Below are 15,470 nucleotides of genomic sequence, written 5' to 3'. Positions count from 1 at the left end.
GGGTCCTCCTCACTCCTCGGGCGGGGTCGGGTCGGACGGGGCCGGGGTGGGCGGTGCGGAGGTGGGCGGGGTCGGGTCGGACGGGGCCGGGGTGGGGCTCGGCTCGTCCACTGCCGGGGTGGGCGGGCCCGGCTCGTTCAGCGTCCGGGAGGGCCGCCAGCGGCGGTGGACGGGGGCGGGCGGCTCGCGCAGCAGGTGGAGGCGCGGGGCGACCCGCTCGGCGCCCGGGCCGGGCGGCTTGCGGCTGCCCGCCCGCCAGGGCTCGGGCCAGCGGACGCCCGGCCCGGCGTAGTCCTGCTCGGCGGCGGCGTGCAGCGTCCAGGACGGGTCGTACAGGTGGGCGCGGCCGACCGCGACCAGGTCGGCCCGCCCGGCCAGCAGGACGGAGTCGGCGTCGTCGGGCCCGGAGATCGCGCCGACCGCGATGGTCGGCAGCCCGGTGGCCGCGCGGACCAGCTCGGCGAAGGGCGTCTGGTAGCCGCGCCCGTACGGCGGTCGCTGGTGCGCCACGACCTCGCCGGTGGAGACGTCCACCGCGTCCGCCCCGGCCTCGCCCAGCGCGCGGCAGATCGCCACCGCCTCGGCCTCGGTGGTGCCGCCGGGTGCCCAGTCGCTCGCCGAGATCCGCACCAGCAGCGGCTGCCCGGCCGGCCAGGCGGCGCGGACCGCCGTCAGCACCTCCAGCGGCAGCCGCAGCCGGTGGGCGAGCGGGCCGCCGTAGTGGTCGGTGCGGTGGTTGGTGAGCGGGGAGAGGAAGGAGGACATCAGGTGCCCGTGGCCGAACTGCAGCTCCAGCACGTCGAACCCGGCCCGCGCCGCGCGCTCGGCGGCGGCCGCGAAGTCGGCGATGACGGCGGCCAGCTGGATCTCGTTCGCCTCGTGCGGCACGGGGCTGTCGGCGTCCCACGGGATCGGTGAGGCGGCCAGCAGTGGCCAGCCCTCGGTGAGGGGCCGCCCGATGCCGTCCGGCCCGGGGACGGCGGTGGCGCCCCGGCGTCCGGCGTGCGTCAGCTGGATGCCGAGCGGGGTGTCGCTCACCGCCCTTACGGCCCGGACGAGTTCGCGCCAGGCGCCCTCCTGGCGGTCGGTCCACAGGCCCGGGCAGCGGTCGGTGGCCCGGCCCTCGGAGCTGACGGCGGTCATCCCGGCGAGCACCAGCCCGGCGCCGCCGAGCGCGTGTCCGGTCAGCTGGGCCCGGTCGAAGGCGCTGGGCAGCGCGTCCGGGGAGGTGAAGGTCGCCAGCGGCGGCACCACGACGCGGTTGCGCAGCTCCAGCGTGCCCAGCTTCAGCGGCCGGAACATCGGCGGCACGCCGGGGGAGCCGCCGAAGGCCGTGTCCACGGCGTCCACGAAGGCGGCGTCGCGGGCCCGGAGGTTCCGGTAGGTGACCCGGCGGCTGCGGGTGAGCAGGTTGAAGGCGAACTGGTCGATGCCCTGCCCGGTCCGCCGCCCGACGGTCTCGAACCACTCCAGGCTCGCCTGCGCGGCCCGCTGGGTGGACTCCACGACCGGGCGCCGCTCGGCCTCGTAGGCGGCCAAGGCCTCGGCCAGGGTGGGCTGCTCGTTCAGTGCGGCGGCCAGCGCGAGGGCGTCCTCCAGGGCCAGCTTGGTGCCGGAGCCGATCGAGAAGTGCGCGGAGTGCGCGGCGTCACCGAGCAGCACCACGTTGCGGTGGCGCCACCTGGCGTTCCGCACCGTGGTGAAGCGGATCCAGCGCGAGGCGTTGGGGATCAGCCGGTGCCCGTCCAGGTGCTCGGCGAGCAGCTCCTCGCAGCGCCGCACGCTCCCGGTGTCGCTCTCGCCGCGCGCGAACTCCCGGGCGGCGAGGGCCTCGAAGCCCGCCCGGCGCCAGGCGTCCTCGGCGACCTCGACGATGAAGGTGGAGCGGGTGGCGCTGTACGGGTAGGCGTGCACCTGCAGTACGCCGAAGTCGTACTGCTCGACGATGAAGGTGAAGGCTTCGAAGACCTTGTCGGTGGCGAGCCAGATGTAGCGGCAGTGCCGCTCGTCCAGCTCGGGGCGGAAGGCGTCCGACAGGGCCTGCCGGGTGCCGGAGCGGATGCCGTCGGCGGCCACCACCAGGTCGTACTCGGCGGAGAGTCGATCGACGGGCGGGGCGGGCGTGCGGTAGCGCACGTCCACCGCCAGTTCGGCGCAGCGCCGTTGGAGGATGGCGCGCAGGCGGTTGCGGTCCAGGGCCGCGAAGCCGTGGCCGCCGCTGGTGCGGACCTGGCCGGCGTAGCGGATGTCGATGTCGCTCCAGCGGGCGAATTCGGCGCCGATCGCGGCGAAGACGCTCGGATCGGCCTGGGCGATGCCGTCCAGCGTCTCGTCGGAGAAGACCACGCCGAAACCGAACTCGTCCTCCCGGCCGTCCCGTTCGAAGACGGTGATCTCCCGGTGGGGCGCCAACTGCCGGGCGAGGGCGGCGAAGTAGAGGCCGCCGGGACCGGCGCCGATCACGGCGATCCGGTCTGCCCGGGCCGTCCGGTGGGCTGCGGCCGTCCGTGGCGGCCCGGACGGGGGGCGGGCTCCGGACGGCTGGTGCGCTCCGGCCGTCCGGAGGGCCCGTTCGTCGCCCGGTGTGCTGCTCATGCGACCACCTCCGGCTGCTGCGGCCCGGCCTCGGACAGTGCCCGCCGGACCGGGGCGGGCCAGGGCTCGGCGCCCTTGGTGAGCGGGGCGGCGTGCACCACCGACATCCGCCCACTCGCGGCCAGGCCCTGCGGGCCGTGCACCTCGAAGGCGTAGTGCAGCGAGGAACCGCCGACCCGGACCACCCGCAGCTCGGTGCGGACCACGTCCCCGAACCAGAGCCGCTCGCGGTAGTCCGCCTCGAAGTGCACCCGGGGGATCCGCCCGAACAGTTCCGCCAACCCGAGCCGGCGCAGCAGCTCCGCTTCCGCCGCCTCCGCCCAGCGCTGGACGGCGGAGAAGTGGTAGTGCCCGGCCGCGTCGGTGTCCGACCACTCGACCCGGCGCTCGATCGCCACACTGGCCGGCGTCGGTGCGGGCACCGTATCGACCGGGGTCGGCGAGGGCGCCGGGTGGAACGGGGTCGGTGCGGGCGTCGTGGCCGCCGTGTCGGCCGGGGTGGGCGTCGCCACCGTGTCGGCCGAGGGCCGTCCGGGCGTCGTGGCCGCCGTGTCGGCCGGGACGGGCGATGCCCGTCGCCGCAGCTCGGCGCGGTGCAGCTTGCCGGTCGCGGTGCGCGGCAGCTCGGTGACGAACTCGACCAGCCGCGGGTACTTGTACGGCGCGATGGTGCGCTTGACGTGCTCCTGGAGCCCGCGCACCGTCTCCGGTCCGGCCGGGACGCCCGGGCGCAGTACCACGTACGCCTTGACCACGGCGCCGCGCCGTTCGTCCGGCGCGCCGACCACCGCGCAGTCGGCCACCCCGGGGTGGGCTGCCAGGGCGTGCTCCACCTCGGGCCCGGCGATGTTGTAGCCGGCCGAGACGATCATGTCGTCGTTGCGCGCCTGGTACCAGAAGTAGCCGTCCCGGTCGCGCACGAAGGTGTCGCCGGTGAGGTTCCAGCCGTTCCGGACGTAGCTCGTCTGGCGGGCGTCGTCCAGGTAGCGGCAGCCGGTCGGGCCCTTGACGGCGAGCAGCCCGGGTTCGCCGTCCGGCACCGGTCGGCCGTGCTCGTCCAGGACCGCGGCGCGGTAGCCGGGCACCGGCCGGCCGGTGGAGCCGGGGCGGATGTCCTCGTCGGCGGCCGAGATGAACACGTGCAGCAGCTCGGTGGCGCCGAGGCCGTCGATCAGCCGCTGCCCGGTGGCCGCGTGGAAGGCCCGCCAGACGGCGGCGGGCAGCGGCTCGCCCGCCGAGACGCAGCGACGCACCCCGGCCAGCCGGTCCGCGAGCCCGGCGGCCAGGATCGCCCGGTAGGCGGTCGGCGCGGTGAACAGCACGCTCACCCCGCGCGCCCGGACCTGTTCGGCCAGCTGCTCGGGGGTGGCCTGCTCCAGCAGCAGACCGGCCGCGCCGGCCCGCAGCGGGAAGACGAGCAGGCCGCCGAGGCCGAAGGTGAAGCCGAGCGGCGGGGTGCCGGCGAAGAGGTCGTCGGGGGTCGGCTGCAGCAGGTGGCGGGAGAAGGTGTCGGCGTTGGCGAGGACGTCGCGGTGGAAGTGCAGGGTGGCCTTGGGGCGGCCGGTGGTGCCGGAGGTGAAGGCGATCAGCGCGACGTCGTCGGCGGCGGTCGGGACGGCGGTGAAGCCGGCCGGCTTGGCGGCGCAGCGGACGGTGAGGTCGTCGGGGCCGTCGCCGCCGTAGGCCAGGATCCGCAGGCCGGGGGTCCGTGCCTGCTGCAGGTCGTCCAGGTAGCGGTGGTCGCAGAGGGCGAGGACGGGCTTCGCGATGCCGTGCAGCTCGCTGAGTTCGGTGGCGCGCAGCAGTGGCATGGTGGTGACGACCACGCCTCCTGCTTTCAGCACTCCGAGCCAACAGGCCGCCAGCCAGGGGGTGTTGGGGCCGCGCAGCAGCACCCGGTTACCGGTGACGAGGCCGAGGTCCTCGGTCAGCAGGCGGGCGATCCGGTCGGCGTGGTCGCGCAGTTCGCCGTAGGACCACTGCTCGGTGGGGGTGAGCAGGCAGCGGCGGTCCGGTCCGAGGCGGTCGATGGTGTCGTCGAGCAGGGCGGTGGCGCAGTTCAGGCGGTCGGGGTAGGCCAACTCCGGTAGATCGAAGAGGAGTTCCGGCCACTGGTCGAAGGGTGGGAGGTGGTCTCGACAGAACGTGTCCACGTGCGCCGAGGGGGAGAGCTCCATGGGCGGGCACCTCGTCGTGCGAGCGGGAGTGAGGCCAGTATGGCGGCTCGGTGACGCCAGTCAAGAGAGCGATACATGCATTCGGGCGAAGGTTCGGCTCCCGGGGTGGGGTGCGGGTGGCTGGAGCGGCGAGGGCCCGGCCCACGGGCGGCGCGGGTGGCGCGGGGCTCGCGTGCGGGCGGCGCAGGTGGCGCGGGATCTGTGCGGGGCTCGGACGTGCGGAGCGGTGGGTCTGGCCGTACTCCTCCGGCGGCCAGGGCGTTCACGGGCGCCGGCTGGTGCAGAGAGGCATCGAACGCAGGCCGGGGAGCCGGGAGGGTGGGAAGGGTGGAGGCGGGAATGTCAGGCCTGGCGAGACGGCCGGTCTCCTGGGGCTGAGAGCTGGGCGCGGGGGTTCCTCCGGGCCTGCGCGGCGGCGGCCGTCACCCTGCCGGTCCCGGTGGGGGCCGGCGCGGTCGCGCTGGGGTTCCGGTGGGGGTCTGCGAACCCGTGGTTGCCTACCTCAACAAGGCCCGAGCCTGTGATGGACGCCCGGGTTCGAAACAGGCGAGCCCGGCGATCACCGATCCGGCACGCCTGGGGTGGTGGCACGGCCGCTGCGTTCAACTGACACCGGATTGTTGCCGCGATCTGGCCCTCACCAGCAAAAACGCACTCAGGCTCTGCATACGATCACTCCCGTGAATGAAACGCACGGCATAGTTCAGTGGATGATCCACCTGCTCTGGGGAGACACGGTCACGCAACTCGGGGTCGTTGCACTCACCGTCGTCGGCATCGGTTCCCTCGCTCGAATCGAGCGGTCACGACGGGCGGCGGGACGTTGATCGCCTGAGGTCTTCTCAGGCCTCACGTCCGGCTTGGAACACCCGGGCCCAGCGATCACTCGTCCGGGTGTTCCCGGGACAGCGGAACGGCCTTCGCGTGATCCTGAACTCGACCAACAGGAAGAGGACTTGACGCGAAGGCCGGAGTGATGGGTGCGGTGGACCAGGGCGCGCAGCGCGATCCGTTCGCGGAACTGCGACGCTTCCGGGGGCTCTTCTACGACTGCCGGAGCGGGCGGCGCGACACGTTGTTCGAGCTGACCGGCAGAAGCCTGCGGAACCGAACAAGCTCACCCCCCCCGCCTGCGTCCGGCGCGGGTTCCGAAACCTCCACACGAAGACCCCCTCACCAGCGCGAGCACCGAAACCCACCCGCCCCGGGCCGGGCCGGCCGCCCGGCCGCACGAACAACCAGCCCGCCACCCGCTACGAGGTCGGAAGAGTCCTGGCCACCGGCGAGGCGCACACGCGCCCCGTCCACCACCAGGTCGGCACCGAACCCCGACGAACCGCTGCACACAGATACATCACAAGCTGAGTGCCGTGTTGTTGGCGTGTTGGCGTGTTGGCGTGTTGGCCCGTGGGTGCGCGGTCGTCGGTGCGTGCGTCGTCAGCCCGTCGGGCCGGACGCGGTGGCGCCGGGGGAGCGGCCGTCCTCGGCCTGCCGGGCGCGCTCGGCGAACAGCCCGGCGAACACCGTGAGCGCCGGTGCGCCGGCGGCGGCTCCGAGCCCGTCGCTGTGCACGAGGAGCACCACGCCGCCGACCCGGACCAGCGCCACCGTCGACGAGGCGCCGCGGGTGCGGACGGCGCGCTGGTCGCCGACCGGGGGGAGGGCCACCGCCCCTGAGCCCTCGTCGGCGGTGCGGTCGAGCGTGGTGTCGAAGGCCTGGCGGGCCGACTCGGGGGAGTCGAAGACGACCGCCGTGAAGCGTACGGTCTGGAACCCGGAAGCGCTGAACGTCGTCGTGGCGTAACTGAGTTGCCGGTCACAACCGTCCGGCAGCAGGCACGGCACCGAGCCGCCCGTGCCCGTCCCCGACTCCGGGCCGCTCTGCACCTGCCAGCCGGCCGGCATCGCCCGGGCGTCGGGCAGGACGCCCCGGACCAGCGCGGGGTCGCGCAGCGGCTGCGCGTGCGCCAGGCCGGGCCCGCCCGGCTGCAGCAGCGGGCGCGAGCCCAGGTGGATGCCGATCGAGACCAGCGCGGCGATCAGGACCAGCAGCAGGGCCACCACGATGCCGAGGGTGCCCCGCCGGGCCGCCAGGGCCTGGGCCCGGGCGGTCACCGGGTCGAGCCGCAGCTGCACGGTGTCGGGGTTCTTCGCGGGCTTGCCGGTCCGCAGTTGGACGGTCGTCGGGCCCTTCGAGGGCGGCGGGGCGGCCGGACCGGTCCGCAGCTGGACGGTGCCGGGATCGGTCCGGAGCTGGACGGTCGACGGGTCGGCGGGTCGTCCGAACCCGGTGGTGGCCAGGTACTGCGCGAACGCCTCGTCGGAGGCCAGCAGATGGGCGACCGCGGCGGTCAGCTGCGCCACCGCCCGCGGGTCCTGGGGTGCGGCCTCGGCGTTCTCCAGCGCCCGCGCCCCCTCCGGCACCATCCGCAGCCGCGCCCGCACCACCTCCGACACCGCCCGGTGCGGCCCGCCGGTCAGCAGCGCCTCCACGACGTCGGGAACCATCCCGCGGCCGTCCCCCATGGCAACTCCCCTTGCCGGACCAGTCGTCGGCATCCACGATCCCGGATCGGCCGACACTTCGTACGCCCGCGAAACGGAACGGAGACGCAACTGCAACCCCACCCGGACGTAGAGCCCGCCCGGCGCGCTCCGGCCGGTGCGGATGGTGCGGGTGGTGCGGGTGATGCGCGTCGCGCGGGCGGTGCGGGTGGTGCGGCCAGTGCCGGGTGGTGCGACCGGTGCGGGCGGTGCCGGTGGGGTGGCGGGTGAGCGCCGGTCCATCCGCCGCCTGCCACCGGCCCGGTCGGCCGTAACCCGGCGGGCCGGGCGGGTGGTTCGGCCCGGGCCTGACTGGTGGTGGCGATCCGCGTGGAGGCGTGCGCGGTGCGCGGCTCCGGGCCGACTGCCGTGACGGCCGACCGCAGAGGAGTCGTCGCGGTCGCTTCCCTACCCGTCACAGCGGTCGATCGGCCCTCCCGGTACGGCCGTTGCTCACCGCCCCGGCGGGCAGAGCGCTCGGACGAGTGCTTCGATGGCCTCCACCGGCAGGGCCGGGTTGCCCGCGGCGGCTGCGGCGGTGCGGTCGTCCGGGGAGGCGAGGCACCGAGTCAGGGTCCCGGGGCCGGCCTGCGCGTGCGCCGCGATGGCGCGCAGCGCCTTGGCAGGCACGGGCAGGGTGGTGGCGATGCGGTCGAGCAGGGCGGTCGGGGCGTCCGGGTTGGCGGCGACGGCGGTGGCGAGCGTGCTGCCGAACCGGTCGAGCAGAGAGGCGAGCCGGGCGGGCGCGAGTCCGGGGTGCGGCGCGACGGATGTGGCGACCGCGGCGTCCGGGTCGGCGGCGAGCCGGTCCCGTACGGTCGCGGGCAGCCCGCGGTGCTGGGCCACGAGCATCCGCACCCGGGGCTGCGAGGAGTCCGCGAGCCGGGCCAGTTCGGCCGGCTTCGCGGCGGCGATCCGGGGGAGGAGGACCGGACCGATCCGGACGGCGGTGGCGAGCCGTTCGAGCAGGTCGAGCGGCAGCGCCGGATGGTGCGCGAGCCGGCGCCGGACGTCGGCCTCGTCGTCCGCGGCGAGCCGGTGCATCAGCGGCAGGTCGATCCCGGGGTTCTCGGCCAGGTTGCCGCGGACCCAGGGCATGCGGTCGTCGGCCAGCCGGTGGAAGGTCTCCGGGGGCAGTCCGGGGTGTTCGGACAGGTGCCGGCGGATCATCGGATGGTCGACGACGTGCCGGGCGGCAGCCGCGCCCGGGGTCCCGGGGTTGCCGACGGCCTGGCGGCGGACCCGGACGTCGCCGTCGGCCAGCAGCGCCGTCAACAGCCCGGGCGGCGCGGCCCGGTTCGCCGCGACGCACCGCCGTACCTCCGCCCACGGGTGGGCGGAGAGCCGGGCCAGCAGCTCCGGACGGTCGGCGTGGAGCCCGAGTTCGGCCACCGCCTCGGTCGACTCGTCGGCGGCGAGGAGCTCGGCGGCCCGCGCCGCGAGTCCGGGGCAGGCCGCGAGGCGCTCCCGGACGTACGGGTCCGGATCCCGGGCCAGCCGTCGTGCCCAGGCCGGATCGCCCCGGCCCTCGTCCAGCAGGGCGAGCGCGACGAGGGGCCGGGCCACCGGGTCGATCTCGGCCGGGCCGAGCAGGCCGCGACGGGCGAGACGCGCGGCGGTGTGCTGGTCGCGTTCGGAGAGCCGGCGGGCCTGCTCCGGCCCGAGGTCCGGCCGGTCCGCGAGCGCCTCGGCCAGCTCCTGGTCGGTGTCGGCGGCATGGATCAGGCGGTGGAGCAGGGCGGGCGGGAGTGCCGGGTTGACGGCGACGGCGTACAGGAGCGGCGACGGCATCCGGGCATTGTGCCCGCCGCCCGGTCGGGTCCGCCGCCGAATTCCTTTGCGGTGCCGGTCTGTTCGCCTCCTCGGGGTGCCGTTCAGGCCACCGGCATCGACATGTACACCGCCCGGCGCCCGTAGCACTCCGGCACCGCCACCTCCCGGTGTGCCCGGTAGCCGAGCAGCCGCAGCAGGATGTCCACCCCGCGCACGGCGATCATCGAGATCCGCCGGTACCCCTGCTCGCGCGCCCGTTCCCGGAAGTGCCGTAGGAAGCCGAGGGCGACCTCCCGCCCGCGCAACTCCTCGGCGATCACCAGGTCGTGCACGTGCAGGTTGTCGGACCGGTAGGCCTGCGCCTCCGGCCGGCCGAGGTCCGGGCACGTCAGCGGCGGGTAGGGCAGGCTCAGCAGGTAGCCGCGCACGGTGCCGCGGTCCTCCAGCACGTAGCAGGTGCCGGGCGAGCTGCGGGCACGGGACTGCAGCGCCTCCCGGCCCTCGGACAGGCCGTCGGCGGCGTAGGCGGCGTGCTCCAGCTCGACCACGGCGTCCCAGTCGCCGTCGGCCAGCAGGCGGATCCTGAACTCATCGATCACCCGTCGGCACCTCCTCACCGGCGTCGAGCCCCGCCGCACCGGCGTCGAGTCCCGCCGCACCGGCGCCGAGTCCCTCGGCTCGGGTCCCGAGCCCCTCCGCGCGGGCGGCGCCCACCAGGGCCGCCCAGGACTCGATCAGCACCGCCCACCGCTCGGTGTCCTGCTGCGCCTCGTCCAGGAGTTGCTGCCGCCGGCCGGCCACCACGTCCGCGAGCTCGGCGTACTTGCCGCCCAGCGTGCGGTAGGAGCGGTCGAGGACGTCCAGGCAGTGCTCGTTCCCGGCCCGGTCCCAGGCGGCGCTGCGCCGCACCAGGTCGAGGACCGGTTCGACCCGAGGCCGGTGCCGGTCGTCCAGCAGTCCGCGGCCGAGGTCGATCATGCCACCGTAGACCGGGTACAGGTACAGCATCGAGAGCAGGAACTTGACGAACCGCAGCTGGTAGGCGAGGAAGCCAGCGCCGGTGCGGCGCTCGGGCGTGTAGTAGTTGACGATGTGCCGGTTGTGGACGACGCCGGGCAGGCCGGAGTCGAGCACCACGTGCGACAGGAAGTAGTCGCTGCCGATGGTCTCGGTGGAGGGCAGCAACGGCAGTCGCTCGTAGATCCGTTGGTCCAGGGCGATGTTGCACATGTCGACGTGCCAGATGTCGGGCACACCCAGGACGGAGTCGTCGGCGGTGAACGGCTCGGTGCCGGCGCCCCGGAAGGAAGCGTCCACCACCGCGTCCTTCTCCTCCTCCGACCAGACCGGAGGGGCCCACAGGCGCACCACGTCGCGGTAGACGTCCGGGTCCAGCTCGCGGATCTCGCCGACGTCCACGGACAGTTCGCCGATGAAGGAGCCGCCGACCAGCACCACCGGCTTGTCGGCGTCGGCCGGGTCGAGCTCGGATCGGGTGACCAGGGCGGCCGCCTCGCCCGCGGGCCGGCCGAGCGAGAGCAGCTCGTGGCGGATCGGGAAGACCTTGCGGCCGTCGAGGACCTGGAAGTCGGCGTCGTCGTTCCGCTGGTGCACCGAGGTGCAGCCGAGCGCGGCCGCGGCCAGGAACAGCCGATTGGTGCACGCGCCGTACGCGACGGCCCGCGGGAGCATCAGGTCGACCAACAGCTCCGGGTCGGCGGCACCCGAGCGTTCGGCCACCCGGCGCAGGAACTCCCGCTGCTGCGCCTCGCCGAGGTGGTGGACGACCACGCCGCGGGTCGGCGTCAACGCGCTGACGGCGCCCGCGTTCTCGGCGAATCCGGCGGCGTCGGTGGTGTCGAGGACGAGCAGGTGCACCTCGACGTCGAAGTGTGCGACGGCGTGGGCCGCCTCCTCCGCGAGGTCCGCGATGGTGGCGGCGCAGGGCCGCATGGTGGGCAGGGCGAGGCAGATTCTGCGCATGCGCGAGTTTCTCCGGCGGTTCGTCAGATGGCTTGTCAGATAGATGAGTTGGAGGATGGCCGAGACCCGGCGGAGGCGTCGTCCGGCCCGCTGGACCACCGTGGACTAGACCATTTGTGATGTCAACGATTGACAGCGCGGCCCCGGCGGGGTGGAATGCGCCCCCGTCCGTGCGATCGGCCCCCCGTCCGTGCGATCGGCCCCGCGTCCGGGTGGGTCCCGCGTCCCTGTCGGCGTCCGGCTGGTCGTGGACCGGGCGGGCGCGATCGGGGGCGATCGGGCTGGCGCCCGGGTGGCCGGACCGTCGGACGCAGTCGTTCGTACGCGATGGCGAATTCCCCTCCCGAGTTCGAACGTCCGCGCGGGCGAAGGCGGTTCAGTGCGACGCATTGCGCCATCGGGGTCAATCCGGGCCACCGGCGTGCCGATACCGAGAACGATGCCCTCACGCCGTTCGGAGGAGACCGCAATGCCCGAACCGTGGCTGCCCGGTGCCGACATCCACGACCTCGGCGATCACGCGCCGACCGACCAGCAGTACCCGCCGAAGGCCATCGCGCACATCACCTGGGACCGCAACGCGACCGCCGCCGCCCCGCAGGACTGGTGCCCCTACGAGGACCTGGTGAGCTACTTCACCGGCAGCGGCGCCGGCAACGCGCCGCACCTGGTCTGGGACCCGTTCAGCGGCCGGACGGCGCAGTTGTTCCCGGCCGACTCCCGTTCGAAGAGCCTGCTCAGCCCGGACCAGAGCCCGACCCGCACCAACCGGGCCGGGCGCGTGGTGATCCAGATCGAGGCGGTGTTCTTCCCGTACTGCCGCTACCGCGGCCGGGTCTACCCGCGGCTGGTCGACACCCCCTGCGCCGGCTGGGACCGGATCCACGCCTGGATCGCCTCCTGGGGTGTCCCCGACGTCTGGCCGATGGGCCGGCCGACCGACTTCCGGGAGCACCGCGACGAGCACGTGTGGGAGACCAGCGGCGGGTGGTACGCGCACGCCCACGTGCCGTACAACGACCACACCGACCCCGGCTCCTGGCCCGACCTCGCGCCCGGCTCCGGATCCCCGGGCTCCCCGCCCTCCCGGCAGCAGCCGGCGCCCCCGGCCGACCAGGCGCCCGCCCGCTACCAGGTCTCCATCAACGGCCTGCCGTACGGCTACGGCGCGCAGGGCTACCAGGTGACGGCCGTCGGGCGGGCGCTGGTCGCGCGCGGCTTCGGGTCGCACTACCACTCCGGCCCCGGCCCGACCTGGACGGACGCGGACACCGAGAACTACGCGGACTACCAGGCGAGCCTCGGCTACTCCGGCCAGGCCGCGGACGGCGTCCCCGGCGAGGCCTCGCTGAACCGGCTGCTCGGCTACCTCCCCGGACAGCGGACGGTGTCGGTCTCCCACCTGGTGGCGGCCGCCCGGTCCGACCCGGGCGCCGAGCAGGGGCACCGGACCTACGGAGCCGAGGTGGCCATCGTCGAACAGGCGCTGGCCGACGAGGGACTCCTCGAACAGCGTTGGGTGGACGGCTCGTTCGGCAGCCGCACGGTCGCGGCGTACGCGGCCTGGCAGCGGCGCTGCGGCTACGAGGCGGGCGCCGCGGACGGCATTCCCGGGCAGTCCTCGCTGCACCGGCTGGGCTCGGCGCGGGGCTTCGCGGTCACCGACTGAGCGGCGCGGTTCGCCTGCTTCCTCGGGGCGGGTCGTTCCGGGGCCGGGCGTTCGGGGGCGGGGCGTTCCCGGGCCGGGCGTTCGGGGGGCGGGGCGTTCCTGGGCTCGGCGGCCCTTGCTCCGCGCCCGGGTCGGCCGACGGTACTCCCGGCGAAGGCGTGGCCGCGCGTTCTCGGCGCGGAGCGTACTCGCCTGGGAGTAGCCGATGGTACTTCCGCCGTCAGATGCCCGATGAGGTGCGGACGGGAGAGCCTGGGGCCGTCCTGGTGGTCCCGACTCGAAGGAGGTGTCCGTGCGCTCGTCCACCGACGCGGGCGGAGCCGGCGGAACCGGAGGCGGCGGAGGGAACGGAGGTGCCGGAGCGGGCGGCGGAGGGAACGGAGGTGCCGGAGCGGGCGGCGGAGCCTTCGGTGCCGCCGCGCCGCCCGAAACGGCCCCCGGTGGCAGTCGGCGATCGGCGGATCGCCGACTGCCACCGCGGGCGCGCAAAGCCCTGGTCGTCCTGCACCTCGTCGCCTCGGTGAGCTGGCTGGCGCTGATGCTCTGCCTGCTCACCCTGGCGGTGACGGCGCTGACGACCGGGGACGCCGACCGGCTGCGCGCCGCCTACCGGGCGATGGGCCTGCTCGGCGACGCGCTGGTCCTGCCGCTGAGCCTGCTGACGTTCCTGAGCGGGGTGGCGCTCGGGCTCGGCACGAGCTGGGGGCTGTTCCGGTACCGCTGGGTGAGCACCAAGTTCTGGCTCACGCTGGCGGCGATGGCGGCCTCGGTCCTCGCCCTCACCGCCCGGCTGCACGAGGCCGTGCGCGCCGTGGAGGCGCACCCGGCCGGTCCGATCTCGGCGACGGACCTCGGGTTCGTCCGCTACACCACGGTGATCGTCCCGGCGGTCGCCCTGTCGCTCTACCTGTTCAACGTCATCCTGTCCGTGTACAAGCCCTGGGGGCGTCGCCGCCGTGCGGCCGAGCGCCGGGGCCGAATACCCGGGCCGAAGACCGGGCCGAAGTCCCGGCCGGCTGCCTGAGCGGGGCAGCCGGGCCTCCAGCCGGCGGGCTCCGGCCCCGGAGTCGAGGGGGAATGCCCGCGCTGGAGGTGGGCGTTGTCCCCCCACGTGACCAGTGCTACGCCCGCTGTCAGGCTCTCCGTCCTCGACCGCTCCCGGACCCGACAGGGCGAGGAGCCGGCCAGGGCGCTGCGTGCCACGGTGGCCTTCGCCCAGGAGGCCGAGCGGTTCGGATACCACCGGTTCTGGGTCTCCGAGCACCACGGGGTGCCGGGGGTGGCGGGTTCGGCGCCCACCGTGCTCGCCGCGGCGGTGGCGGCGGCCACCACCCGGATCCGGGTGGGCACCGGCGGGGTGATGCTGCCCAACCACCGGCCCCTGGTGGTGGCCGAGCAGTTCGGGGTGCTCGCGGCGCTGTTCCCCGGTCGCATCGACATGGGCCTGGGGCGCTCGGTGGGGTTCACCGACGGTGTCCGGCGGGCGCTGGGGCGGGAGAAGGACGCGGCGGACGACTTCGGTGCCCAGCTGGCGGAGTTGCTCGGCTACTTCGACGGCTCCCAGCAGGCGCACCGGGGTGTCCACGCCCGCCCGGCCGAGGGGCTGCACGTGCCGGCCTTCGTCCTGGCCACCGGCGCGGGCGCCGACCTGGCCGCCGACGCCGGGCTGCCGCTGGTGATCGCCGCCGCCCGAGGGGAGGACCGGATGCTCACGGCGATCGACCGCTACCGCAGCCGCTTCCGTCCGTCCGCGCAGTCCGCCGAGCCGTACGTGGTGGTCGCGGGGACGGTCGCGGTCGCCGAGACCGCCGAACGCGCCGATGAACTGCTCGTCTCCGAAGCCTGGGCGGGCGCGTACTCCCGCACCCACGGCGAGTTCCCGCCCCTGGCTCCCGCTGCCGAGGTCCTCGCCCGGTCGATGACGGAGCGGGAGCGCGCCGCGTACGAGCGGTCGCTCAAGGGCCACATCGCGGGCACCCCGGAGCAGGCCGCCGCCGAGCTCCTCGCCCTGGTGGAGCGCAGCGGCGCGGACGAGTTCCTGGTCACCACCAGCACCTACGACCGCACCGCGCTGCTCGACTCCTACCGCCTGCTCGCCGAGGCGGTCGGCCAAGCCTGAAGCCCCGTCGGCGTGATTTCCGAGCGGGCCCGATGACCTGCTACTGTTCTTCTCGTCGAGAGGAAATGATCTTCCGAAACGAGGATCTCTCGAACATGCGTCAGCGGTGCTACCAGAGCACGTCCTACTTTCAGTAGGAAGAGTCCGTGCGACCCGGGCCTGGCGCTCCACCCGTAGGGGCTCGTTCCGTCCACCGGAACGGGCCCCTTCGTCTTGCCGCCCGTGCATGAGCGCCGCTCAGGCTCCTCAGCAGATGAGCTCCTCTCATGGCCCCGTGCCATGAGTGTCTCTCATGACCTCGGCCCATGAGTTCGCCTCATGGCCCCGCCCCCATGAGTTCGCCTCATGACGCCGCTCCCATGAGCCCCTCTCATGGGGTGAGCCCCTGGTGTCCGCCCGCTTCTCCTCGCCGGGCCCTTTATCGCACTCCGGGGCTCAAAACCCCTCGGCGCAGCCTGGTATCGGCCAAGGTCCCGTTCCAGGTGGCTGATGAACGCCGTTCTCGAACGGTCGACCGGCCAGCGGTTTTGCCGGTCCGGCACGCGTGACGCATCGTCATTCCTTGGCCGGAACTGGCTGCTTCTGGTGTGAATATGCCATTGGAATGTTC

General features: G+C 74.4%; 9 protein-coding genes and 1 pseudogene. 3 read left to right on the top strand and 7 right to left on the bottom strand.

What is annotated here, in order from left to right:
• Positions 1-9: 9 nt before the first annotated feature.
• From ACZ6Y7_RS23145 to ACZ6Y7_RS23115, 7 genes and pseudogenes are all read right to left on the bottom strand, one after another.
• Positions 10-2,595 carry an oxidoreductase gene (locus ACZ6Y7_RS23145; RefSeq protein WP_465759814.1) on the bottom strand — a complete coding sequence of 862 codons (2,586 nt, stop codon included), beginning with the start codon at positions 2,593-2,595 and terminating at the stop codon, positions 10-12.
• Positions 2,592-3,179 carry an acyl-CoA thioesterase gene (locus ACZ6Y7_RS23140; protein ID WP_465759894.1) on the bottom strand — a complete coding sequence of 196 codons (588 nt, stop codon included), beginning with the start codon at positions 3,177-3,179 and terminating at the stop codon, positions 2,592-2,594. The genes ACZ6Y7_RS23145 and ACZ6Y7_RS23140 overlap by 4 nt, the downstream gene beginning before the upstream one ends.
• A pseudogene (locus ACZ6Y7_RS23135) lies at positions 3,159-4,772 on the bottom strand (AMP-binding protein); the annotation flags it as partial. The gene ACZ6Y7_RS23140 and the pseudogene ACZ6Y7_RS23135, both read right to left, overlap by 21 nt.
• Before the next feature lie 1,437 nt (positions 4,773-6,209).
• Positions 6,210-7,280 (bottom strand): hypothetical protein, encoded by a 1,071-nt coding sequence (locus ACZ6Y7_RS23130; protein ID WP_465759813.1) that lies wholly within the window; start codon positions 7,278-7,280, stop codon positions 6,210-6,212.
• A gap of 489 nt (positions 7,281-7,769) precedes the next feature.
• Positions 7,770-9,107, bottom strand: coding sequence for a hypothetical protein (locus tag ACZ6Y7_RS23125; RefSeq protein WP_465759812.1), 1,338 nt, complete (start codon positions 9,105-9,107; stop codon positions 7,770-7,772).
• Between the two features lie 83 nt (positions 9,108-9,190).
• The gene (locus tag ACZ6Y7_RS23120) at positions 9,191-9,688 is read right to left on the bottom strand and encodes a GNAT family N-acetyltransferase (RefSeq protein WP_465759811.1); all 498 of its coding nucleotides are present in this window, start codon (positions 9,686-9,688) and stop codon (positions 9,191-9,193) included.
• Positions 9,678-11,072, bottom strand: coding sequence for a DUF6271 family protein (locus tag ACZ6Y7_RS23115; RefSeq protein WP_465759810.1), 1,395 nt, complete (start codon positions 11,070-11,072; stop codon positions 9,678-9,680). Before ACZ6Y7_RS23115 ends, ACZ6Y7_RS23120 begins: the two co-directional genes overlap by 11 nt.
• 469 nt (positions 11,073-11,541) lie before the next feature.
• Between ACZ6Y7_RS23115 and ACZ6Y7_RS23110 the strand changes: the two genes are divergently transcribed.
• The 3 genes from ACZ6Y7_RS23110 (at position 11,542) to ACZ6Y7_RS23100 (ending at position 14,860) form a co-directional block, all read left to right on the top strand.
• Positions 11,542-12,741: a peptidoglycan-binding protein gene (locus tag ACZ6Y7_RS23110; protein WP_465759809.1), complete on the top strand. Its 1,200-nt coding sequence runs from the start codon at positions 11,542-11,544 to the stop codon at positions 12,739-12,741.
• A 520-nt stretch (positions 12,742-13,261) separates the two neighbouring features.
• Positions 13,262-13,765: a DUF2269 domain-containing protein gene (locus ACZ6Y7_RS23105; protein ID WP_465759808.1), complete on the top strand. Its 504-nt coding sequence runs from the start codon at positions 13,262-13,264 to the stop codon at positions 13,763-13,765.
• 87 nt (positions 13,766-13,852) lie between these two features.
• Complete coding sequence (locus tag ACZ6Y7_RS23100) at positions 13,853-14,860, top strand: MsnO8 family LLM class oxidoreductase (protein ID WP_465759807.1); 1,008 nt, start codon at positions 13,853-13,855, stop codon at positions 14,858-14,860.
• Positions 14,861-15,470: the final 610 nt, after the last annotated feature.

Source organism: Kitasatospora sp. NPDC053308 (assembly GCF_055585785.1).
Note: the sequence above shows the minus strand (reverse complement) of the source record. Positions and strands in the feature narration are given on the sequence as shown.

Bases quoted from the DNA above. Each gene is read 5' to 3' on its own strand.
- ACZ6Y7_RS23145 (WP_465759814.1), bottom strand. From the start codon at position 2,595: ATGAGCAGCACACCGGGCGACGAACGGGCCCTCCGGACGGCCGGAGCG.
- ACZ6Y7_RS23130 (WP_465759813.1), bottom strand. From the start codon at position 7,280: ATGGTTCCCGACGTCGTGGAGGCGCTGCTGACCGGCGGGCCGCACCGG.
- ACZ6Y7_RS23125 (WP_465759812.1), bottom strand. From the start codon at position 9,107: ATGCCGTCGCCGCTCCTGTACGCCGTCGCCGTCAACCCGGCACTCCCG.
- ACZ6Y7_RS23115 (WP_465759810.1), bottom strand. From the start codon at position 11,072: ATGCGCAGAATCTGCCTCGCCCTGCCCACCATGCGGCCCTGCGCCGCC.
- ACZ6Y7_RS23110 (WP_465759809.1), top strand. From the start codon at position 11,542: ATGCCCGAACCGTGGCTGCCCGGTGCCGACATCCACGACCTCGGCGAT.